26 protein-coding genes are annotated in these 22,040 nt (G+C 64.2%); 7 read left to right on the forward strand and 19 right to left on the reverse strand.

What is annotated here, in order from left to right:
- Window positions 1–459 (forward strand): universal stress protein, encoded by a 459-nt coding sequence (locus BM348_RS12125; protein WP_092905063.1) that lies wholly within the window; start codon window positions 1–3, stop codon window positions 457–459.
- Window positions 460–568: 109 nt separating this feature from the next.
- On the opposite strand, the gene BM348_RS12130 is transcribed toward BM348_RS12125, so the two are convergent.
- Entirely contained in the window at window positions 569–790 is a 222-nt protein-coding gene (locus tag BM348_RS12130; RefSeq protein WP_092905064.1) for a hypothetical protein, read from the reverse strand.
- Window positions 791–998: 208 nt separating this feature from the next.
- Here BM348_RS12130 and BM348_RS12135 point away from each other — a divergent pair, with 208 nt between their 5' ends.
- The 5 genes from BM348_RS12135 to BM348_RS12155 all read left to right on the forward strand — a co-directional run bounded on the left by BM348_RS12135 (window position 999) and on the right by BM348_RS12155 (window position 4,302).
- Window positions 999–1,544, forward strand: coding sequence for a tRNA (cytidine(56)-2'-O)-methyltransferase (locus tag BM348_RS12135; RefSeq protein ID WP_092905065.1), 546 nt, complete (start codon window positions 999–1,001; stop codon window positions 1,542–1,544).
- Window positions 1,545–1,669: 125 nt separating this feature from the next.
- On the forward strand, window positions 1,670–2,188 hold the full coding sequence (locus BM348_RS12140) for a transcription factor (RefSeq protein WP_092905066.1): 519 nt from the start codon (window positions 1,670–1,672) through the stop codon (window positions 2,186–2,188).
- Window positions 2,188–2,871, forward strand: coding sequence for a DUF2110 family protein (locus tag BM348_RS12145; protein ID WP_092905067.1), 684 nt, complete (start codon window positions 2,188–2,190; stop codon window positions 2,869–2,871). Before BM348_RS12140 ends, BM348_RS12145 begins: the two co-directional genes overlap by 1 nt.
- Before the next feature lie 6 nt (window positions 2,872–2,877).
- Window positions 2,878–3,633: a DUF5803 family protein gene (locus BM348_RS12150; protein ID WP_092905068.1), complete on the forward strand. Its 756-nt coding sequence runs from the start codon at window positions 2,878–2,880 to the stop codon at window positions 3,631–3,633.
- 153 nt (window positions 3,634–3,786) lie between these two features.
- Window positions 3,787–4,302, forward strand: coding sequence for a chemotaxis protein CheD (locus BM348_RS12155; RefSeq protein WP_092905069.1), 516 nt, complete (start codon window positions 3,787–3,789; stop codon window positions 4,300–4,302).
- Window positions 4,303–4,345: 43 nt separating this feature from the next.
- Here the strand turns inward: BM348_RS12155 and BM348_RS12160 are convergent, their stop codons facing one another.
- The 8 genes from BM348_RS12160 to BM348_RS12200 all read right to left on the reverse strand — a co-directional run bounded on the left by BM348_RS12160 (window position 4,346) and on the right by BM348_RS12200 (window position 12,947).
- Window positions 4,346–5,122, reverse strand: a complete 777-nt coding sequence (locus tag BM348_RS12160; protein ID WP_092905070.1) for a DUF7289 family protein — start codon at window positions 5,120–5,122, stop codon at window positions 4,346–4,348.
- Entirely contained in the window at window positions 5,119–5,607 is a 489-nt protein-coding gene (locus BM348_RS12165; RefSeq protein ID WP_092905071.1) for a DUF7266 family protein, read from the reverse strand. Before BM348_RS12165 ends, BM348_RS12160 begins: the two co-directional genes overlap by 4 nt.
- Window positions 5,604–6,467: a DUF7261 family protein gene (locus BM348_RS12170; protein WP_092905072.1), complete on the reverse strand. Its 864-nt coding sequence runs from the start codon at window positions 6,465–6,467 to the stop codon at window positions 5,604–5,606. Before BM348_RS12170 ends, BM348_RS12165 begins: the two co-directional genes overlap by 4 nt.
- The gene (locus BM348_RS12175) at window positions 6,464–7,069 is read right to left on the reverse strand and encodes a DUF7288 family protein (protein ID WP_092905073.1); all 606 of its coding nucleotides are present in this window, start codon (window positions 7,067–7,069) and stop codon (window positions 6,464–6,466) included. The genes BM348_RS12170 and BM348_RS12175 overlap by 4 nt, the downstream gene beginning before the upstream one ends.
- A complete protein-coding gene (locus BM348_RS12180; RefSeq protein ID WP_092905074.1) occupies window positions 7,069–7,563 on the reverse strand; it encodes a DUF7287 family protein in 495 nt (164 codons plus the stop codon). The genes BM348_RS12175 and BM348_RS12180 overlap by 1 nt, the downstream gene beginning before the upstream one ends.
- On the reverse strand, window positions 7,564–9,411 hold the full coding sequence (locus BM348_RS12185) for a type II secretion system F family protein (RefSeq protein ID WP_245779439.1): 1,848 nt from the start codon (window positions 9,409–9,411) through the stop codon (window positions 7,564–7,566).
- 146 nt (window positions 9,412–9,557) lie between these two features.
- The gene (locus tag BM348_RS12190; protein WP_394328095.1) at window positions 9,558–11,804 is read right to left on the reverse strand and encodes a type II/IV secretion system ATPase subunit; all 2,247 of its coding nucleotides are present in this window, start codon (window positions 11,802–11,804) and stop codon (window positions 9,558–9,560) included.
- Between the two features lie 384 nt (window positions 11,805–12,188).
- Window positions 12,189–12,947 carry an SDR family NAD(P)-dependent oxidoreductase gene (locus BM348_RS12200; protein ID WP_092905078.1) on the reverse strand — a complete coding sequence of 253 codons (759 nt, stop codon included), beginning with the start codon at window positions 12,945–12,947 and terminating at the stop codon, window positions 12,189–12,191.
- Between the two features lie 264 nt (window positions 12,948–13,211).
- Here BM348_RS12200 and BM348_RS12205 point away from each other — a divergent pair, with 264 nt between their 5' ends.
- A complete protein-coding gene (locus BM348_RS12205; RefSeq protein ID WP_092905079.1) occupies window positions 13,212–13,604 on the forward strand; it encodes an STAS/SEC14 domain-containing protein in 393 nt (130 codons plus the stop codon).
- Window positions 13,605–13,726: 122 nt separating this feature from the next.
- On the opposite strand, the gene BM348_RS12210 is transcribed toward BM348_RS12205, so the two are convergent.
- The 10 genes from BM348_RS12210 to cobJ form a co-directional block, all read right to left on the reverse strand.
- Complete coding sequence (locus BM348_RS12210; protein ID WP_092905080.1) at window positions 13,727–14,554, reverse strand: hypothetical protein; 828 nt, start codon at window positions 14,552–14,554, stop codon at window positions 13,727–13,729.
- A complete protein-coding gene (locus BM348_RS12215; RefSeq protein WP_092905081.1) occupies window positions 14,551–15,189 on the reverse strand; it encodes a hypothetical protein in 639 nt (212 codons plus the stop codon). The genes BM348_RS12210 and BM348_RS12215 overlap by 4 nt, the downstream gene beginning before the upstream one ends.
- Window positions 15,190–15,237: 48 nt before the next feature.
- Window positions 15,238–15,822 carry a hypothetical protein gene (locus BM348_RS12220; RefSeq protein WP_092905082.1) on the reverse strand — a complete coding sequence of 195 codons (585 nt, stop codon included), beginning with the start codon at window positions 15,820–15,822 and terminating at the stop codon, window positions 15,238–15,240.
- Window positions 15,819–16,874, reverse strand: a complete 1,056-nt coding sequence (locus BM348_RS12225) for a hypothetical protein (RefSeq protein ID WP_092905083.1) — start codon at window positions 16,872–16,874, stop codon at window positions 15,819–15,821. The genes BM348_RS12220 and BM348_RS12225 overlap by 4 nt, the downstream gene beginning before the upstream one ends.
- Before the next feature lie 111 nt (window positions 16,875–16,985).
- Window positions 16,986–18,266 (reverse strand): outer membrane protein assembly factor BamB family protein, encoded by a 1,281-nt coding sequence (locus BM348_RS12230; RefSeq protein ID WP_245779440.1) that lies wholly within the window; start codon window positions 18,264–18,266, stop codon window positions 16,986–16,988.
- Window positions 18,267–18,268: 2 nt separating this feature from the next.
- Entirely contained in the window at window positions 18,269–18,637 is a 369-nt protein-coding gene (locus tag BM348_RS12235; protein ID WP_092905084.1) for a DUF3209 family protein, read from the reverse strand.
- 30 nt (window positions 18,638–18,667) lie between these two features.
- Window positions 18,668–19,888, reverse strand: a complete 1,221-nt coding sequence (locus BM348_RS12240) for a CbiX/SirB N-terminal domain-containing protein (protein WP_092905085.1) — start codon at window positions 19,886–19,888, stop codon at window positions 18,668–18,670.
- 60 nt (window positions 19,889–19,948) lie between these two features.
- A complete protein-coding gene (locus BM348_RS12245) occupies window positions 19,949–20,674 on the reverse strand; it encodes a cobalamin biosynthesis protein (RefSeq protein WP_092905086.1) in 726 nt (241 codons plus the stop codon).
- A gap of 16 nt (window positions 20,675–20,690) precedes the next feature.
- Entirely contained in the window at window positions 20,691–20,957 is a 267-nt protein-coding gene (locus BM348_RS12250; protein WP_092905087.1) for a ferredoxin, read from the reverse strand.
- Between the two features lie 2 nt (window positions 20,958–20,959).
- Window positions 20,960–22,036: a precorrin-3B C(17)-methyltransferase gene (gene cobJ / locus BM348_RS12255; RefSeq protein ID WP_092905088.1), complete on the reverse strand. Its 1,077-nt coding sequence runs from the start codon at window positions 22,034–22,036 to the stop codon at window positions 20,960–20,962.
- Window positions 22,037–22,040: the final 4 nt, after the last annotated feature.

Genomic DNA, 22,040 nt, shown 5'->3' on the forward strand with positions numbered 1-22,040 from the left:
ATGTACGACAGAATACTCGTTCCGACCGACGGGAGCGACACGGCCGAAGAGGCGGTCGAGCATGCGCTCGATCTCGCCGACAAGTACGGGGCCGAAGTCCACGCCCTGTACGTGGTCGATACCAACGCGATGAGTCTCAGCCTCGGCGGCGAACAGCTCGACCGAATCGAGCAGGGCCACTACGGCGAGATGGACGAAGTCCGTGAGCGCGCCGAGACGGCCACGGGCTACGTAGCCGATCGCGCCGCCGAACTGGGGATCGACGTCGTCGAGCACGTCTCGGCGGGACGACCCCACGACATGATCGCCAACTACGTCACGAGCAACGACATCGAACTCGTCGTCATGGGATCGCACGGACGCACCGGCGTCCGTCGGGCGCTGCTCGGCAGCGTCACCGAGCGGACCCTACGATCGACTCGCGCTCCGGTACTGGTCATCGACAGCGACGAGGAGTAACGCGGCTCGAGCTTTTTTTGACGGCACCGAGTAACCAATCGAGAACGGTGACTGTCACTGCGAACAACGTCTGGACCGGCGGCGAGACGTCGCCGATGCACTCGCGTGATTACCGGTCCTGCTGGCGGACCGCCAGTTCGACGTTCCACACGAAGCCGAAGTAGGCGACGATCCCCGCGAGCATGAGCATGTAGTACACCCACGTCGGCGGCTCGAGGAAGTAGGCGACGACCTCGACTAACGTCACCCAGACGACCGCGAACGCGAGGTCGGTCAGGATTCCCCACCGCTGTTCTCGTGCGGTCTGCAGCCACTCGCCGGCCCCCGTCATCGGCCGCTCACCCGACGATCGAATCCGTACATCGTGTGATCCGTTCGCAGTGTCACGAAAAAAGGCTATCGACGCACGACGGCGTCTCCGCTTTCCCGGACTCGACTTGTCCGCGAGACCGGTGTAGCTCTTCGATCGATCCCATATTCGGTAGCGACCAGCGGTCGAAAACGAAACCGCCTAACCGCATCCGAGCGTACCTACGCGTATGCACGACGACAGCGAGGTCGCCGTCCTCCGGCTCGGTCACCGGCCCGGACGCGACGAGCGGATGACGACCCACGTCGGCCTGACCGCGCGGGCGCTCGGCGCTGATCGGGTGATCTTTCCCGACAACGCCGGCCAATCGCTCGAGACGGTCGCGGACATCACCGACCGCTTCGGCGGCCCGTTCGACGTCGAACTGACCGAGTCACCGAACGCGATCATCCGAAACTGGGAGGGAGAAGTCGCCCACCTCACGATGTACGGCGAGCGAATCGAGACCGTCGAGGAGGGGATCCGACGCGCACATTTCACCGACGACCGGCCGCTGTTGCTCGTCGTCGGCTCCGAGAAAGTCTCCTTCGACGTCTACGAAGCGGCCGACTGGAACGTCGGCGTCACCAACCAGCCCCACTCGGAGGTCGCCGGGCTGGCGGTCTTTCTCGACCGGCTCTACGAGGGCCGCGAGTTCGACAGAGAGTGGCAGGACGCAGATCGGCGCGTCGTTCCCAAAGCGACCGGCAAACGCGTCGAATCGGTCGGCGAGTGAGTCGCGAACGGGTCGACTGACGCGCTCGAGTTCGAACGAACGACCGGCGTCCCCGCGGTGGCGAAATCGCCCGGCTCCGTCGTCGCTCAAAAGACTTAATGGTCGCATACTATTAGGAGTGGCTAATGGCTTTTGAGGACCTGCTCGAGGATCCAGTCATCCAGAAGTACTTACACGAGCTGGTCGGTCCAACGGGGATGCCCGTCGCGGCGGCACCGCCGGACGGGGAAGTGACCGACGAGGAGCTCGCCGAGGATCTGGATCTCGAGTTAAACGACGTTCGCCGGGCGCTGTTTATCCTGTACGAGAACGACCTTGCCACGTACCGCCGCCTCCGCGACGAGGACTCGGGGTGGCTCACCTACCTCTGGACGTTCGAGTACGACAACATTCCGGAGAACCTAGAAGAGGAGATGCACCGACTGCACGAGGCGCTCGAGGACCGCCAGGAGTACGAACGGAATCACGAGTTCTACCTCTGTGAGATCTGTTCGATTCGCTTCGAGTTCGGCGAGGCGATGGACTTCGGCTTCGAGTGCCCAGAGTGTGGGTCGCCGGTCGAATCGATGGACAACGACCGCCTCGTACACGCGATGGACGACCGACTCGCCGCCCTCGAGGACGAACTCAACATCGACGCCTGATGGTAGTACTCGCAACGAAACTCTACGTCGGTGGTGATGCACGCGAGCGAGCGACGGACTCGCTTCGTTCGCTGGTTGATAACGAAATCGGCGACCTCTCAGTCGAGTTCGAGGTCGGCGTGCGCCACGACGATTTCCCCTCCGTGACGATTGAGGGAGAGGATGCCGTCGTCGCGCGAAACGTCCTCCGCGAGGAGTTCGGCGAGATCGTCCCCGACCTCGAGGCCGGCGAGACGTACGTCGGAACGCTCGACTCGTGGGACGACGACGGGTTCGTCCTCGACGCCGGACAGCCGGTTCGGATCCCGGCCGACGAACTCGGACTCGGTCCCGGTTCCCCGACGCAGGTCCGCGAACGGTACGGGCTCGTCCAGCACGTGCCCCTCGAGTTCGTCTACGGCGGCGACGGCGAGGACTCGGCTCCGTCACATCTCTCCGAGGACGAACGCGACCGCCTCTACGAGTGGACCCGCGGTGACGGCCGCCTGAACGTCAACAGCGCGACCCGCGGCGAAGTCCGGGCGACGCTCAACCGCGCCGGCCACGCGCAGGATTACATCACCGTCGAACGGCTCGGACTGCTCGAGCAGAGCGTGATCTGCCCGGAAGACACCGACCCGCCGGGGCTGCTCTCGAGCGTCGGCGAGTACCTGCCCGCAGAGCTCCGGTGTGTCGTCCCGTAATCAGCCATGAATCGACGCCTCGCTTTTGGAATCATTGTCGTGGCGTTACTCGCCACTCTCGCGGGTTGTTCGGCGTTTAACGGGGGGATATCCGACGAAGCGCTCGATCGCGAAGGAGACTACGACGATCTCAGAGAGAGCAACGCAACCGCCAGGATCGACGTCGACAGCGGCGAGTTCCGCGCCGTTTACGATCTGAACGGGACCGATGAAGTCTCGATGTACCGCTCCTCGCTCTATCAGGACGAACCGATGAACATCCACAGCGTCCGGTACTGGTATCCGAACGGAACCGAAGTCACCGGCTCCGAGTTAGCAGTCGAGCAGGGGCAGTCGAGAACGAACGTGCAGGTCCCCGATAGCGACGGCACGCTCGCGGTTTCGGGGCCGGCGGGTGCGAAAACGTTCCAGTTGCCGGCGTTCGTCGAGGGGAGTTACGAAGTGACGATTCCCGAGAACCACAGGACGTCGAACTTCCTGTTCGGCAACGTCAACCCCAACGGATACGAACGATCGATCGTCGACGGTCGAGAACGGCTCACGTGGGACAACGTCGATACGGCCGTCTCGCTGCGGTATTACCACACGCGAGACATCCCGCTGTTTCTCGGACTCGTCGGCGTCGTCGGCGTCCTCGGCGGCGCTGGGGTGGCCTACTACTACCGGCAGGTCAAACGGTTAGAGCGGCGCCGAAAGAGCATGGGAATCGACCTCGAGTCGGACGACGAAACCGACGACGAGTCGCCGCCGGGGCGTCCGTAGCCGATCGACGGCCGCTCGTAGCCGATCGATACCGCATCGATCGTAGGCGACTCGAGAACTCCGCACGGCTGCTCTGGCAAAAGAGTTCTTCACAGTGCGTACAGTATCACGACCAGCGGCCAGTCGATACCGATCGGCCGGAGCACCTACGAGATGAACCAGCCCAATTCTGAACCCCAACCGCCGCCCCCTCGAAAAGTAAGCATTTCTGACGTGGCCGTCGGTGAGGCCCCGGACACCTTCAAATCCTACGGGCTCGGCTCCTGTCTGGCGATCGCCGTGTACGATCCCCGGGCGTCCGTCGGCGGACTCGCACACGCGATGTTGCCCACAAGCGATGACGCCGAGACGACCGCGGACCTGCCGGGAAAATACGTCGATACGGCGGTTCGCGCGCTCCGACGGCGGACGATCGCGGCGGGCGGGTCCCCCTCGACGCTCGAGGCCAAAATCGCCGGTGGCAGCGATATGTTCGAGTTCGAGAGCCTCGAGGACACCGTCGGCCAACGCAACATCGCGACGGCGAAGGCGGAACTCGAGGCGCTCGACGTTCCCCTCGTCGCCGAAGACGTGGGCGGCGCCCATGGCCGCACCGTCGAGTTCTCCCTCAAGACCGGCGCACTCGTCATCGAGACGGCGACTCCGGACCTGGCGGATCGAACGCTGTGAGACGGGGTCGGTCGATCGACCGCTCGAGGTCGCAGAATCGGTCTCAGGCAGATGGGCCAACGCCGACATCGAGTTCGACCACGTGAATCGATAACTGCTCGATTCCGTCGCCGTTCGGTCCTGTACACGTCCACCCGCTGCCCGTCCGAGTCCATCCCGAACCGAATCCGTCAGCCCAGCCGCGAGCGTCCGCGTCGTCGGTTTCGACGCCGACCTCGAGCGAGCGAACGTCCGAGAACGTCTCCCGGTAGGCGGTCCCCGTCTCTGTCGCGGTAATCGAAGCGCGTCGAGCGGACTGGTAGGAGTCGCCGTCTTCGGTAATCCGAACCAGCGAAACCAGTGCCGTCTCGTCCGAACACGTCAACCGGGGCTCGACGATCGGCGTTCGCTCCCCCGTTTCACCCGTCCGAAACACGCCTCCGCCTTCGTATGTGACTGACCCCGATTCGCTCTCGTAGACCACTGATCCGAGGCGCCACGATTCGGTTTCGGTGCCTCCGCGATAGTCGATACGGAGGTCGATTTTCGGTCCCGGCTCGCCAGTCGAAATCTGCCCGCCCGCGACCGCGAGTCGGTGGGTCCGCTCGCGAACGCCCTCGGATCGAACGATATCGTCGAAATCGGCCGACAGTGCGACGAGCGCCCGATCGACGTCCCGCGTCGACTGCTGTTGTTCGTGTAGCTGTATCGACTGCACGCCGACGAGAGACACCAACGCGACCGAAAGCACCACGGTTCCGAACAGCAAGACGAACCCGACCAGTTCGGTGACAGCGCGGTCGTCTCCCCGTCCGCATCGCTTCGGGCTGGTTGCGTTCATGGGTTCCAGATACTGAGTTCCGTTCCGTCGGAGCCGATCACGATGGTCCCCCCTCGAGCCGACGCGTCCGTATCGACGTTCGCGTCGAGGTCGCTGAGCGGAACATAGACCGACTGGTCGGTACGTTGGGCAGTGAGTTCGAGACAGTGCTCGCCCGCCGACAGCGATTGCTCGAGGTCGTTACAGTCATCGACGAGACCGATCCGATATCTCGAGTTCGCCACCGTCGTCGGATACTCGAGGGTGACCGTCGTCGCGTTCGCCGTTCCGTCTGTTGTGCGAAATCCATCTACCTGTACCACGTCAGTCGCCAGTCGCTCGCCGGTCGTCTCGAGGGCGTCGCGAACGCCGCGGTCGGTTCCGGTCTCCAGTACGGTACCGGCGCTACTCAGCAAGAGCGCGATGAGGACCGTCGCGATTCCCAGCGTCAGCGCGTGAGAGAGCGCGGTCGAAACTCCGCGCTCATCGCGATGAAACCCGATCACGACGGATCACCGAACCCCATTATCCTGTGGGTTCTCTCGCTTGTCGTACTGCCGGTGTCAGAGCGCACCTCGAGGTCGACGAACTCGACGCCCGCCGGATCGCCGCCTCGCGTTCTCGGGTTCGGCCCCCTGCTCACAACGTCGTACGAGCCGAGCACCGCGTCGCTCGTCGGATCGACGCGTATCGTCTCGTACTCGATCCCCCGGTCGATAGCGTCGTACTCGCAATCGTCGGGGACGGTCGCGTTCGCGTCGATACCTCCCGTCAGGAGGTTGAATTCGGCCTCGGTCGATTCGATTCGACAGGACGCTCCCGCGGGTGATCGAAACGACACCGCTCCGTCACCCGTCGGCGCAATTGTAATGTTTCGTGTGGCCCCTTCCTCCGGGGTCGCCGTAATGACGATCTCCTCGTCCGAGAGAGCCGCTCCGGGCTCGATTCGAAACCGCGCTATTTCGCCGTCGAATCGGGGCGGCCCCGCCGCCGGCGACCGAGCGCCGGTGTAGCGTCTGACCTCGCGCTCGTCTTCGAGGACCTCCGCGCGGACGCTCAACGTGACTCGCTCGCCCGCGACCGTCGTCCGTCGATACCAGTCGACGTATTCGTCGATTTCGCCTTCGAGATCGGCGTCGAACTGGGCCGTCTCGTCGTTTCGCGCGCTCGCCGCGAGCAGTTCGATCCCGTCGACGAGTCCGTGTATCGTCGCCCGCGTGGTTGCGCGATCGTTTCCCGTCGCGCTCGAGGACGTCGCCTCCGTGTACACAAGTCCGGTGACGACTGCGACGAGCGCGAGGAACACGATCGCCACCGTAATCGCACCAACGAGCAGCACCTGTCCGCGGTCGCGAGACCCGCTCACCAGACCGTCACCTCCACGTCTACCACGGCGGCGATCGGGCCGACCTCGCGATCGGACATTGCGGGCGGATCAGATTCGTTCGCCGCCGCGGCGACCGTCTCTGTATAGCTCGCGGCCGCGGCGTCCGGACCCGGCTCCGCGTCGGCGCTCGAGTAGACGGTCTCCCGCGCTATCGAGCCGTCGTGGCGTTCGTAGGCGAACCGGATCCGGTACGCTTCATTTCGGGACGATTCTCCGAACTGCTCGGCCAGTAGCTCCCCGAGGACGAAAGTCTCGAGTTCGCCACTCGAAAACGCCGTCCCGTCCCAGGCGCGGACGAGCGCCGACAGGTCTCCACCGTCAGACCGGGCCGTGGCGGCGACGAGGAGGGCTTCCTGTGCCTGTCGCTCGAGTTCGTGCTGTCGATGGCGCTGCTTTGACTCCTCGGTAGCGGCCGTGAGTCCGCCCGTCTGGGACGCCACGAGAACCGCCGCGAGGACAATCGCGGCCCCGACGACGCCCTCGAGCGTGTACGCTTGCCCGCGATCGGTCTCGTCTCGACTCGACTCGTGACCGCCGCACGGACCCGATCGTGACCGCACGCTCGCGTCTCGAACTCCCATCAGCTCCACACCTCCACGACGAGTCGACAGGCGGTTCGACACGCTCGAATATCGGTGACTGACACGAACCGTTCGACCGTTTCGTCCGGACGACCGCGTACCGCGCTGGTGGCGCGAGTCAGAATCACGGACTCCCGATCGATCGTCTCGAGCGTGATCGTTACCGCCTCGAGGGGCCGTCCGTTGGCGGTTCGGAGGCCGACCCGCGCCGGAGTAGTCGATTCGTCGAACTCGTTTCGAAAACGGGACCCATCTAACTCGTTCGGATCGTCGCCGGTTTCGAAGCCGTCGACGACCGCCGTCGCGATTCGATCCGCCTGAGCGCGGTCGGTCCGTTCGTCTGAGGCCTCGTTAGTGTGTAGTGCCCCCGGTATCGCCGTGAACGCGAACGCAACGGCCAGCAGGAACACGCCGACGCCGATGGCGAAGTCTTGCGTCGTCTGTCCGCGATCGCCGCGAGCGGATCCCGCAGCGGCGCGTCGGTCGTCACGCATTCACACCACCACCAGCCAGCTACAAAGCGCGACCGTCGAGAGGGCCAGCACGTACTTGGCCCCGCTCAACAGAGCCGCGTTTCGAAGGTACCCACACACGAACCCCGACAGGATCGCGTGGATTGTAACCGCGTGAAAGAAAACGACCGAGAGCGTATCCGCATCGAGCGTTGCACCAGAACCAGTACTCGCCAGTTGTCCAGTGGCGCTCGCCGTGTTCGATCCCGTCGCGGAACCGGACTCGAGGCCGCTCATCGTCTCGACGAACTGTGTCTGTAAGAGCCCAATGACGGTCAGCATCGTCGCGAATGTCATGACGACGATGGCGATCTGTACACGCGTCCGGGATCTGCGTTCCGCCTCGAGGTCGTCGTGGGTTTCACTCGCTGCCGCAGCGGTCCGTAACACCGGCGTGACGTGGTTCGTCGCTTTCTGTGCGTCGGCGACGAGCCGCGTCGTTCGGGCGAGTCGCGGGATGTGATAGCAGTTCGCGAACTCGAACAGCGACTCGTCGAGTCGCCGCCCGTAGGCGACCTTCGTGTGAATCGCGTCGAGCTCGGCGGCGAGAGCGCCACTGGCGGTTCGCGAAACGGTCCGGATCGACTCGAGGAGCGTTTGCCCCGTATCGTTCGCGCTCGAGAGCGTTCGGAGCGTCTCCGAGAGCGCGTCGGCGAGCGCGCGACGACGGCGTCGATTCCACTCGTAGAAGACCGCAATCGGCGTCAAGACGGTAAATAGAGGAACGTACAGGTATCGTATCGTTACGACGATTGAGTCTCCGATTCCGCCGCTCGACGGAAATGCACTCGCACCGACCAGCGCGGACCCTGCGACAGCGAGTATCGCAGCGGGAACCGTGACTGCGAGCGTCGCCAGAGGGTGATCGCGAAAGAACCGATGCGGATTCCGAGCGGCCGTCCGGACGCGGTGTAGCCACGCCCGTCTCGCGATTCGAGTCCGAATCCGCGGCTGATCGCCGGTGGGAGCGACGACGTGCCAGCCGAACGTGTCCCACTCGCGCGCCGACTCGCTTCGTGCGGTCGAACGTCCCTCGAGAGTCCCCGTCCCTGGGTCGTCGCGTTTGACCGTGGATATGAGCACGAGAAACCCGACCCCGATCGCAGGGATCAGTCCGTAGACGGCCAGATACAACACGGCGTCTATCGTGGCCGCGCCCGGCACCAGTTGCATCACGACCACGACGACGACCACTAGCAGCGGAAACAGCGAAACGGTTAGGTACAGCTCGCCGATAAGCTCGAGCGTGTCGAGCGTTTGCTCCTGTCGCTGTCTGGCGTTTTTCGCGTGTCTGTCCGTCTTCTCCGCGAGAAAAACCTCGAAGTCGCCGCCGCTGTTGATAGTCGAGAGGAGATCTAGCAGGAACTGTGCCAATTCGTCACTCGGCGTTTCGCGCGCCCGCGTTCGAATCGCGGTTCGGTAATCGACGCCGGCGTATTCGACTTCCCTTCGAATACTTCGGAACGCGAGCGCGACGTCCCCGTAGGCGTCTTCCGCGTCGGCGAGCGCCTCGAAGACCTCGAGGTGATCGAGGCCGCCGACCGACAGCGCGTACATATACGCGATGGCGTCGGGGAGCAACGCGTCGATCTCGCGTTTCCGGGCCGCGGCTCGAGCAGAGGGAATCGCGAGCATCGAGCAGACGCAGAGTCCACCGCCACCCACGCCGCATACCAGCGACGTTACACCGGCTATCGCGATCGTCTCGGACGGCTGGGCCACTCCCCCCACGACGTACCCGAGTATCAAGCCCGCGAGACAGCAGCCGACTCCGACGAGACAGCCCAGACGGAGCGCTCGAGCCAGATACTCCTGGCCCGTCGCGCTCATTCTCGCCTCTCCGAGTTTTCGCTCGAGCGTCATCGAGACCGGCCCTAACAGTGCGTAGAGACGAGACGAACGGGCCAGCGGTAACGCGGGACCGAGTGCATCGGAACTCGATCGCTCACTCTCGGTGGTTGTCGTCGAACCCGTGCTCATGGCCCGTGAGTATCCGTCGTGGGTTCGGAATCAGCGCTATCGTCTCCCCGTTCGAGGCGTCTTTCACCCTCGGTGGGACGATTGCGACGCGTGTCGATCCGTTCGTCACGGTCGCCCCGATCCCGTTGCGTGTCGGAATCGGGTGGCTTCGCGAGCCAGGGCGGTAACTCGAGCGCCGCTCGAGACGAAGCGGTACCACTCGGTGGCTGTCTGGTACCCGCGCGGTAGTCGTCGAATAGCGCTTCGTCGGCGCGCTCGAGAACGTTCGCCGCGCGCCTGGCCGTCTCGGGGGACGAATCCGGGCGCGAAACCTGGCTCTCCGTTTGCGAGCGCTCGATTCTGACGCTCTCCATCTCGCGGAGTGCCGGAAGCGCCTCCTCGAGTCGGTCGGTCGCCATCAGCGTCCGGATCTTCTCGGAATCCGTCATATACGCCTGAATCGTCGCCGCGACGTCCGCGTAGCTGCCGAGACCGCGCTCGATCAGGTACGCGAGCACGACCCGGCGCTCGAAGAGTTCGCGTTCGAGCGTCTCCTGACTCCAGCCTCGATCGACTCGAATCTCTTCGAGGATGCTCGACGTACCGGCCTCGCGATAGTCGTCGGTTTTCGCCTGCCACTGGTAGACGTCCTGTACGTTGATCTCGTCGCGTTCGACGTCGTAGTCGTTGATCTCGGTAATACATTTGTTTCGACGAACGGTCTCGCCGCCCACCGTCGTCTGGGTCTGGACCGCGACTATATCCAGCGAGCTAAAGACCGGCTTCGAGACGTCGATCGGTGCCGACGTGAACCGGGTCAGCACCTCGTCGACGGAGTCGGCGTGGAAGGTCGTACAGGTCGTGTGTCCGGTCGACATGACCTGAAACAGGGTTCTACCCTCCTCACCGCGGATCTCGCCCATCACGATGTAGTCGGGGCGCTGGCGCAACGTCGCCTCGAGGAGGTCGAACTCGTCGACGGCTCCCGTCGAGTCGGCAGTGGGCGACGGCCGCGTCGTACTCGCGATCCAGTTTCGCTGCGGAAGCGTGACCTCGCGGGTGTCTTCTATCGAGACGACCTTCGCGCTCGAGGGGATAAAGAGCGAGAGCGCGTTCAGGCTCGTCGTCTTTCCGGAGGCCGTCCCGCCGGCTAACAGCAGGCTCTTCCCGTTTTCGACGGCCAGCCAGAGAAACGCCATCTCCTCGAGGGTGAAGGTGTGCCAGTTGACGAGGTCTACCGGCGTGTACGGCACGTCGGTAAACTGTCGAATCGTGTAGTTCGTTCCCCGATCGGAGACCTCCGTTCCGAGCGTCAGCTGCGCGCGCGACCCGTCCGGAAGCGTCGCGTCGACTTGCGGGCGTCGCTTGCTGATCCCGTTTCCGGACCGCTGAGCGAGCGTGACGACGAAATCGTCGAGTTCTGTCCGATCGTGGTGGACGTTCGTGATGAGCTGGTCGTACTTCGAGTGATAGACGAACACCGGCGCGTCGTAGCCGTCGACCGAGATGTCCTCGACGTTGCGGTCACGTTTGATCCCGTCGATTCGCTGGTAGCCCACGAAATCCCGGCACAACCCGTAGAGGAGCTTTTCGACCTGGTACTCGCTGAGTGTCCCCCGATCGTCGGCGAGGACTGCCGCGTCTGGACGCGCCTCGATTCCCGTGAGCGTGCGTCGCTCGTCGGATTCGTCGCTCTCCCTCTCGCGGAACACCGACGAAATCCGCTCGAGAATCCCGCGATCGTCTCGGTTTCGAGAACGCTCGAGCAGTCCGTACCGCTCGAGTAACTCCCTCGCTTCCGATTCGATTACGTCTCGACGATCGGCGACGGCTGCGTCCGCGCTGATCTCTTCGTCGGCGTACGTGATGGTTCGCTCGAGTGTGGCTCCGAGAAAGTCGCGGACGTCGCGCTCGCGGTCGGTCAGCGATGGCTCAACGAGGTAGTACTTGCGTTCGTTTTCGCTCGTCGAGTGGAAGATGCTGACGAACGCGTAGGGCTCGTTCACCCAGTACCGATCGATCTCTCGAAGCGTCGATTTCTGCTCGATCGAGACGGCTTTCTCGAGGTCGTATCGGTTCGTCACCGTGGGAAGCCCGCCGTCAGTCGAGAAGAACTCGTCGTCGTCGATCGCGTGGCGAACGTCGATCGTTCGTTCGTCGACGATCTCGGCGAGTGCCCTGCCGATGCTGTTCGCCGCCCGGAGCGTGCGTTCGGTCTGGGACGGTTCTGTCCCCGTTTCGGGGGCGGCCGAACCGATTGTCATAGACGGGGTTCGCCTCCCCATCACTCAAAAACCCATTCGCTCGAGCGGCGGCGAGAGATTTTTCGCGACCGGCAGTCACTCGGCAGTTCCGCTAAACGACGGATCTCCCTCTGAATTATCGACGAGAACGAACGTCGTCGAGCCGCAACTGCAACTGGTAGTGCCTATCGGTTGAATCCCGCCGGTTGGCCATTGACGAGCAGCATACGCGGATCCGCATTCGACACATTCGGCTAATTCCCTGGTGATATCGTCTCTGTTGGCCATTCCTAGGAGCCGGAAGCCCGCTTCGGTATATGGTCTTTTCTGTTCCGGCGATCCAGAGCCGGAGAACCCGGTCACGAATACCGGACGCCGTTCCGAATCGGAGAGAGCGGACCGGGACTACTGGGCGAGGTAGCCGCCCTCGACGGGCAGCGTGACGCCGGTCACTCGAGAGGAGAGATCCGATCCGAGGAACAACACCGCGTTGGCGATCTCCTCCGGGTCGGCGAGTCCGGGCATCGGCTCGGTGTTCAGGAACTGCTCTTCCATCTCCGGATGTTCGTCGATCGTGCGTTCGATCATTTCGGTCTGAACGATGCCGGGGGCGACGGCGTTCGCTCGGATCCCTTCCTCTGCGTACTCGATAGCGGCGTACTTCGTCAGTTGACCGACCGCCGCTTTCGCCGCGCCGTAGCCGCTGTACTGGGGAACGGCGACCTCGCCACCGATCGATGAGGCGCTGATAATCGATCCGCCGTCGTCCGCACGCATCGCCTCGATACCGTACTTCATCCCGTTCCAGACGCCTTTGAGGTTCACGTCGATCACTTGCTCGAACGCGTCGGTATCGTAGTCCTCGAGGCGGTCGACCGGCCCTTCGATCGCCGCGTTGTTGAACAGCACGTCGAGGCCGCCGTACTCGTCGACGGCCGTTTCGATCATTCGCTCGGCTTCGTCTGCGTCCGAGACGTCCGCTCGGACGAACGTCGCCTCGCCGCCGTTCGCGGTTATGTCGTCGACCGTTTGCGCGCCGCCGTCCTCGTCCACGTCGGCGACCACGACGGCCGCACCGTTGTTCGCGAAGGTCTTAGCCGTCGTGCGACCGATTCCCGATGCAGCACCCGTTACGATCGCAGTATCGTCTTCGAGTAATTCCATCACGAAAAGAAACGGTCCGTCGACGGATAGCAGTTCTGGCTACCAGTCGGTATACTGTTACGTTTGACAGCAGTGTATCTCATTCTAGCATATATTTCAATTATATTTTACTATGTGTATCACACACCACCCATGTAGGGATGAATGCCGATTGCAAAGGTTGAGTGTGTTAGATCTATGCTCTATACCCCACTGTTCACCGTTGACAAGGAACAGTTACTTTGGCAAGAATGTTTATGTGATCTACAATCCATTGCACCAGATATGGCATATTACGAATCAGATGCGATAACCATCGAGTGGGACCAGTCAATCGAGGCCGTCGTCATGGACTGGCACTCGTTCGCGAGCGGAGACGCGTACCGAAACGCCCTCGAGAAGGGTCTAGACCTGGTCGAAGAGAAGGGCGCGACGAACTGGCTCGCGGATCTCCGCGATCTCGGGACCGTAACGCAGGACGATCAGGAATGGACCCAGGAGGAGTGGCATCCTCGAGCGTTCGACACGACGCTCTCGAACATCGCGGTTCTCCAGCCCGAAAGCGTCGTTGCGAACATGTCCGTCGACGACCTCGTCGAGGAGTTCGGCTCGAACGACAACAAATCGCGGATATTCAGCGACCGAGACGAAGCCGAATCGTGGCTCAAAGCGCGGTAACGGCCTCAATCACGGTCGAGGAGCCGGATCACGACGGGGAGCCGAATCACGGTCGAAAGCGTGTACGGCAGTTTTGAAATGTGAGGCCGCTCGAGGAGGCCGACGCTCGGACCGTTCGTCGTTCAGTTTCGATCCGGCATCGTCGACGGGCGAGCGACGGCGTTCATATCCGGTCGGTTCGACGACGGCATCGTCGAGTACATCGTCGACCGCCCCGTCGACGAACCGGTCTCGTCGCTCTGGGCACCGAAGGTCATCCCATCGGCGAGTCCGCTCTCTTCTTGTTTATCCGGCCGATCGTCGTCCGCTGACTCGTCCTCTCGGTCGTCTTCGCGTTCGACGTCCTCGTCCGGTTGTTCTCCGCGAGTGCGTCGCTCATCGCGAATTTCCTCGAGTCGGGTCTGCAGCGAACGTAATCCCTCGCCGAATTCCGGGGCGCTGGTCCCCGTCAACGACTGGACCGTCGACTCGGCCGTCGCCGAATCGTTTTCCTTGGAGTCCCCACCTGACTTCGTCTCCCGCTCTCCGAGGGTTTCGCGAAGCTCGGTCAGAGCCTCCTCGAGACCGGCGGTCGTCTCCTCGCTTTCTGGTTCGGAGCCCTCGTCTGCGAGCGCCCCGAGACGCGCGAGCGCGATCAGCGCCCGGAGCTCTCGGAGCTGCGGTTCGGATGCGCGAGCGAACGCCTCCGGAATCGAGTCCGGCTCGCTCCCGTCGGGAAGTTCGTCGAGGCCGAGCGCCGAAAGCACCGTTCGCGGATCGTTCGAATCGACGAACTCGCGCGCCGCGCTAGCGTGTTCGGCGACCCGCGTCGAGCCGGATTCGCCCCGGTCGCGGAACTGCTCCAGCGTGACGTCTTCTTCTGCCTCGAGGGTCGCCTGCACCGAAGACAGCAGTTCCGAGAGCCGGTCGCTCGAGTCGTCCGCCGGGATTCGCTCTGCTTCGCCGCTCATGATGCCCCCTCGTTCGCCGTCGCGGCGAACGTTCCGTCCTCCGATTCCGAGACCGTCTCGACGATCTGTTCGACCATCTCCTCGCGGCTGAGGTTCGCCCGCACGTCGACGTCTTTGGCGATCGACTGGAGGTCCGAGTAGGAGACGATCTCGAGAAACTCCACGAGCGTCTCCTTCCGAAGGCCCTCGAGGTCGTCAGCCCCGGGTTCGCTCTCACCGTCTTCTCCGGCGTCGTCGGATACATCTTCGTCGGCCGCCTTGTCATCGTCGGCCGCTTCGTCACCGCGACTGTCCGTTTCGCCAGCTTCGCCTCCCGTCTCATCCCCGTCAGCCGCTGTCTCGCCCTCGAGGGCGTCGACGACGGCGTCGCGAGCCGCCGTCGTGAGGTCGGACCACAGCTCTGACAGGCTCGTTCCGTTCTCGGATCGATCCGTAATCGCGTCGTGAATCTCTCGCCCGACGGCCCCGCCGAGTTCCCGGCCCACTCGCGCGCCGAACTCGCCGCCGACCGTCGCCCCGATCGCGTCGGCGTCGACGCTGTCCTCGAGGGATCCGTCGCCGAGCAGGTCGGAGACGGCGACCTGCTCGCTGATCTCATCGGCGATCAGTTCCCGGAGACCCGTCTCTTCGCTCATCCGATTCCACCTCGAGACGGGACGTCTCGACTGTGCGGTCCCATCTGATTATTCCTCGTCGATGTCGTCGCCGCCGTCGTTCTGTTCCTCGTCGGCTCCGCTCTCGTCCGAATCGTCGTCGTTCTCCCCGTCGATCTCATCGTCGTTCGGTTCGTCCTCGTCGGCTCCGTTTCCGTCGTCGCCCGTCTCGGTTTCGGACTCGTCGCTTGCAGTCTCGTCGTCGCCATCCTCATCCTCCTCGTCGTCGCCATCCTCATCCTCCTCGTCGTCACCGCCGTCCTCGTCTTCCTCGTCGTCACTGCCGTCCTCGTCTTCCTCGTCGTCACTGCCGTCTTCGCCGTTTTCGTCGGCTTCGGACTCGTCATCTGCCTCGGATCGGTCGTCGTCGGCTTCGTCCTCAGATTGGTCGGACTTACGCAGCTCTTCGACGACGAGTTGGCCGATCGTCCGACCGACCGATTCGCCGACTTTTCGGCCGACGAACGCGCCAATCTGCCGCCCGAGCACCTCGCCGATCGGTTCGTCTTCGTCGACCGCTCCCTCCCACTGGGTCCCCTCGAGCAACTTCTCGAGGTCGATGTTGTCCACGATCTCTTCGTAGTCGATCCGATCCGTTACTGGTTTGTCACTCATGATTGGCTCTCCGCTTGCGCTCGCGATTCGGACTGTTCGCTCGAGTCGTCCTGCTCGTCTCGAGGTTCGGTCTGCTCGGCTAGCTGTCGAATTATTTCACTGATAATTGCGGCGACTAACTCCTCGATCGGCAGGCTGGGAACGAGGCCGAGTGATTTTTCCTTCAACCACTGGCCCGCGGCCGAGAGTCGACCGCCGGACGCCTCCTCGTCTCCCGCCGTGTCGTCTGCTTCTTCGCCGTCTTCGTCGTCCGATCCGTCGTCGGTATCCGCGCTCCCGAACAGGCGACCGAGTAGCTTCTTCGGCATCCCGAGGAGGCTTTTGAGTCGGTCGATCGCCGCCCCGTACAAACCGGCGAGATACTGCTTCGGTTTCTCGAGTAGCGTACTGAGCAGTTCCTTCGGTTTGCCGAGCAGCGATCTCGCTTTGTCGAGAAGGCCGCTCAGCATCGCCTTTGGACCGTCGAGAAGCCCCGTTACGGCCGACAACAGATTCCCGAGCAGGTTGTTCGATCCCGGCCGAGCGGACACGTCGAGCGTCACCGGGTTCAGGTTCACCTCGAGTCCGAGCAGGTCCAGAAACAGCCCGTCGAGATCGAGGTGCAAGACGCCGCTGGCGTCGTCTCCTTCGTATACGTCGTCGGCGTCTTCGACGTGGTAGTCGTCTTCGGACTCGCCGTCGGTTGATTCGGCCGCTTCGCTCTCGTCCGATTCATCCTCCTCGGCCGATTCACCTTCTCCGTCCGATTGGGTTTCTACGTCGTCGTCCGATTCACTCTCGCTGTCTTCCAGTTCGCTTTCTTCGGCGGTACTGTCCGTGCCACCGCCGTCTTCTCCGTTGTCAGTGTCACCGCCCCCTTCTCCATCGTCCGCGTCATCAGCCTCTTGAGCACCGTCTGCGTCATCGTCGCCCTGGTCATCGTCCGCACCACCTCCGTCGGTCATCACCCGCCGCTCGACGGGCCGTTCTCCGTGACGACGGCTCGAGGCGGCACCGATGGGTACTGGTGCCCGACCGTCCTCGGAGCCGTCGTCTACTAACTCGACTGTCATTATGCGCGAACATACACGAGAACGACCGTTGTGGTGGTTTTCCTTGCGTGTGCGACCGACCATCCCACCCAACTCACCGAGAAATCGTCGTCTGACCGCACCGGGACCGCGCTACTCGAGCGAGTCGACGCGAAGGGCGTAGGTCCCTCGCGTGGCCCCCTCGTCGTGGTACTCGACGGGTTCTTCGATCACGCCGACGGTCTCGTCGCGGACGGTTGCAGCGGTTGCGATTCCCGCAAGGGGCTCGAACGCGCGCTCGCCATCCGCGAGCGAGAAGGATCGAACGCCGTGCGTGTCCGGATCTCGAACCCGAAAGTTCTGCGCGCAGGGGGCCACGACCGTGTCCCCGGCCGCGGCGAGGCCGTGGACGAACCCGCCGACGCCGTGGTCCCAGAGCGCCTGACCGTCGGCGTCGAACGCGGCGATCCGGTGCTCGTTTGGATGCCGGCCGTCGGTCTCGCGACTGTCGACCGCGTAGGTGTTCCCGGTCACGAACGCGACGCGGCCGTCGTTCGCGTAGGCGTGATTCGGATAGGCGTAGAGCGTCTCGCCGTCGATTTCGGTCTCCGTCGCGAGGTCGACACGCCACAGTTCGGCACCGCCGGGACCGAGAAGATAGCCGCGCTTGTCGCCGTGGCTCGAGACGGCGATCCGGTCGCCGTCGAACGAAACGTCGCCGACGCGTCGGTCGCCTTCGGTTCCGGGGTCCCAGGACCACTCGAGCGTTCCGCTCTCGGTTTCGAGGACGACCAGGCCGTTGTCGTGCTCGCCCATACATCGATTATAGCCGACGGCGAGCCGTTCACCCGCGTCGTCGAGGTCGATCGAAATCGGCGACGCATCGGTCTCGTAGCGCCAGCGAACCGCCCCGTCGGCGTCGAACGCGTAGACGGCGCTGTGCCACTCGCGGTGTTCTCCGTCGCGTTCGTACCGCCGGGCGGCGGCGTACAGCGCGGAGCCTGATCCACTCCCAGCCGCGTTTTCGGTGTTTCGGACGCTGCCGGTCTCGAGAGCGACGACGTAGGGCTGGTAGAAGATGCTCTCTCGCGAGCTCTCACCGACGTCGTCGGCCGTGCCGTAGGACCACCGCTTCTCGCCCGACTCGAGGTCGTACGCCGCGATCGTCCCGGTATCGCCGCGACCGGCGACCACGACTGAATCGCGGAGCGTCTCGAGGCCGACCGCGTGCTCCGGGTGGTCGACCGACCATCGGGGCTCGAGCGCGTCGCGGTCGAACGCGGTTACGGTCCCGTCCCACTCGCCCGCGAAGACGAGCGAATCGGTCGCGTGGACGCTCGATCGCGTCCACATGTGCCGGCTTCGCGCGGGTTCGATCTCACCGAGCGGTCGCGTTTCGAGGCGTTCCGACCGCGGCCTATCGTTCGTCGCCACGGTCACTCCTCCGGAAACGTCTCGTGGAGCAGGTCGTGGGCGTCCTCGAGTCCGTCGAAGACGCTCTCGCCCTGCGCCGTCAGTCGGTGGACGGCCCGTTCGGCGTCGCGGACGGCGAGCAGTCGACCCCGCGTGTAGTCGTATTCGGGATCGTCCTCGTTCATCGTCGCGACCTCCTCCTCTAAGTCGACGAGCGCCGCGTCGAGGTGGCGCTCGATTTCGGCGAGCGTTTCGGCCTCCGACAGGGCTTCGATCGGCCCCTCGAGGTGACCCTCGAGGTCCTTCTCCGCGTGTTCGCGGGCGTGTCGGTCCCCGACGCCGAGGACGTTCATCAGTCCGAGTCTGAGCGCTTCGATTTCGTAACAGCTCATGTGTGGTGTCGTAGTCTTCCAGTTTCGTTTTCAGAGCGTCTGATCGACGAGATCGCTCACGATGCGATCCCGGTCGAGATGGTCGGAAACGATTCGGTCCGCGTCGGTTTCGTCGACGTCGCCGTACCAGACGCCGTCCGGGTAAACGGCGACCATCGGTCCGTCGCCACAGCGCCCGAGACAGGACGATCTGGTGATCCGCGCGTCGCAGTGCTCGGAGTCGCGAGCCGACTGCCGAAGGCGCTCGAGCACGGCCGGCGACCCCATCTCCGAGCAGGTTCGATTCGTGCAGACGGCGACGTGTTTCCCCGGCGCGTCGTGGCCGTGTGGCTCGTCGTCGACGTTCTCGCGATCGGCGTGGCTCTCCTGGTGGGCGAGCGCTCGCAGCATCGCTCGAGCGCCGCCCCGGTCCTCCTCGTAGCCCTCGAGGTCGACCTTGTACTTGCAGGTGTCACAGGACATCTCGACGCTGTTCGATCTCGCCTCCTGCCAGCGGTCGGCGAAGACGTCGAGCAGCCTCGAGTCCGTTCCCAGCGGGTCGCCCGCGGCCGCCTCGACGTAGGGGTAGTCCGCGTCGAACTCGTCGGTCCAGTCGCGGACGCGCTGGGTCAACACGCCGTCGCCGAGCATGTACGGCAGGACGACGACGGCGTCGGGCCGGTGTTTCGAGAGCCCGTGAAGTGACTCTTCGAGCGTCGGTTCGGTCACGCCGACGAACGACGCCTCGACCCTCGAGAACGCTCGCCCCTCGTAGAGCAATCGAGCGAGTTTGTGTACGTCGCCGTTGGCGTCCGGATCGCTCGAGCCCCGCGCACAGAGGACGACTGCGACGTCATCCTCGTCCCGATCGACGCCCAACTGACCTTCGACGGCCGCGGCGCGATCGTCGAGCAGGTCGAGAATCGCCGGGTGAATCCCCAGGTGCGCGCCGTTTTTGATCTCGATGTCGTGGACCGCTCGGGCCTGATCCACGGCCAGGGGAACGTCGTTTTTGACGTGGCTCGCGGCGAACAGCGAGCAGTGGACGACGGTTACCTCGCTTGCGACCGCCGCCAGCGTTTCGAACGCCTCGTCGATAGCCGGCTCCGCTAACTCGAGAAACGCCGCGTCGACGGGGATTCCGAGTCGCGACTCGAGGGCCGCGGCCAGTTCGCGAACCTGTTCGTTCGAGCGCTCGCGCCTCGAGCCGTGGCCGACCAGCAGGACGGCTTCGTCGTCGAAGGCGAACGCGATGTCGTCGGTTTTGCTCATGCGTGGGTACGTTGGTGCGGTTTCGTGGATCGGTCAGCACTCCCGACGCGTCGATCGTCCTCAGTCGTAGGCCTCGGCCTGTTCGAGGCTCTTGCGTAACTTTCGCTCGCGGCTCGGCGCGTAGAGGCCCGTCTCCTCGCAGTCCTCGTAGAGCCACGTGCCGAACGCGGGCGCGGCGTCGTCGTCGACGCCGAACCAGTAGCCGCCCGAGGAGGTCTCCGAGAGGTCGCCCATCGGGGCGTCGACCGGGCAGTCTTCGATCAGCTCTCGAGTCGCCTCGAGAAGCGCCTCGTCGTCGTGGACGAACGAGATGCCCACCGTTCCGCTCGAGGACTTGAAACAGATCGTGCCACAGCCCTCGAGGATGCCCCGCAGCAGCTCTCGGTCGTGGCTCGCGAACGCCGAGAAGCGGTAGTGTCCCCGACCGTCGACCGGGAGGCCGAGCGTGCCGCTGCGTCCGAACAGCCCGTCGCCCGCGTCGGTGGGTCCGTCATCGTCTTCGCCCGCACCGATCTCGAGCGTGTACTCGTCTTCGGTTCGGGTGATCGACGCGTCGTGTGCGTACTCGCGGCTGGTCGTGTCGTGGTCGATGTCGCCGCCAGCGACGGCCGCGAGCACGTTCGCGGACGTCTCGTCGTTGGTCACGACTTCGACGGTGTCCTCGCCAACGTCGCCGCTCCCGGCGACGTGACCCCAGAGGTAGGCCGACGCGGGGTGGCCCGCGAGCGGGTCGGCGGGGACCTCGATCTCGAGCGGGTCGCCGTCGGATCCGGCGACGTCGCTCATCGTCGCACCTCCCCGCTCATTCGCCCACCTCGCGAACGACGATGGCGTCCGTCGGGCAGGCCGCGGCGGCCTGCCGGGCCTCGTCGATCCGGTCGTCGTCGAACGTCGCGACGACGCGCTCTGCCGTGTCGGTTACCTCGCCCTCGCAGTCGTAGATCGGGTCCGCGTCGGGGTCGATCGTCGCCATCCCATCCGCACCCTCGACGAACCGCGGATCGCGGGTCAGGCAGGCGAAGATGCCGTCGCAGGCGTCTTTCTCGACGGTGATCTCGTAGGCAGGCATGGTCAGTAGTCGTACTTCGTCTCGTAGCCACGCGGCGTCACCATCCGGTCGTCCCAGACGTAGGTCTCCTCGTTGCCGACGACGATGGTCGTCGTCATGTCTATGATCTCACTTTCGCCGAGTTCCTCGAGTTCGCCCAGTTCCGTGATCATCACTTGCTCATCCTCGCGGCCAGCGCCGTGAACGATGCCGACCGGCGTGTCGGGGTCGCGGTGGGTAAGCAGGATCTCACAGCACTTCTGGAAGTTCTCGCGGCGCTTGCGACTCCACGGGTTGTAGATCGTGATGGTGAAGCTCTCGCTCGCGACCGAGTGTAGTCGCGACTCGATCTCGGGCATCGGGACTAGGTGATCCGAGAGCGAAATCGAGACGGTGTCGTTCACGAGCGGCGCGCCGAGGCGAGCCCCGCAGGACTGGGCCGCCGGCACGCCGGGGACGACCTCGAAGTCGACCATCGACGCCGTTGCGCCCTTGGATTCGATTATCTCGAGCGCCAGTCCCGCCAGCGCGTAGACGTTGGGGTCGCCGCTGCCGACGATCGCCACGTCGTTGCCCGCGAGCGTGCGGTCGATCGCTTCTTCCGTGCGCGAGACCTCGCCGCACATCGGCGTGTCGTACAGCTCGTCGGCCGCCTCGGTGATCTCGTCGGGAATGAGATCGATGTAGGTCGTGTAGCCGACGATGTGTTCGGCCTCGAGCAGCGCGGCTTTCGCCCGTTCGGTCATCCCCTCCGGGTGGCCGGGACCGAGTCCGACCGCGATCAGTTGGCCGGGATCTGCGTCGAAGTCCTCGACCGTCGAGCCGACCTTCTCGTCGGTTTTCTCCTGCTTGCTCGAGGAACCCGAGCTCGCGCCGCACTTTGAACTCGAGGAGGCCGACGAATCGCTCGAAGAAGACGAGGACGCCCCGCATTTCGAGGTCGAACTGGATGACGAGGAGTCGCTCGAGGACGCCGATGCCGATCCGCTCGAGGCGTCCGAACTCGCGCCGCACTTCGAGGACGACTCCTCGGGTTCACTGGTCGACGCGCCACACTTGGATGCCGATTCGGTCTCGTCTGCGTTGGTGTCAGTACTCATTGGC

Origin of the sequence: Halostagnicola kamekurae (assembly GCF_900116205.1) — an archaeon.
Lineage (GTDB): Archaea > Halobacteriota > Halobacteria > Halobacteriales > Natrialbaceae > Halostagnicola > Halostagnicola kamekurae.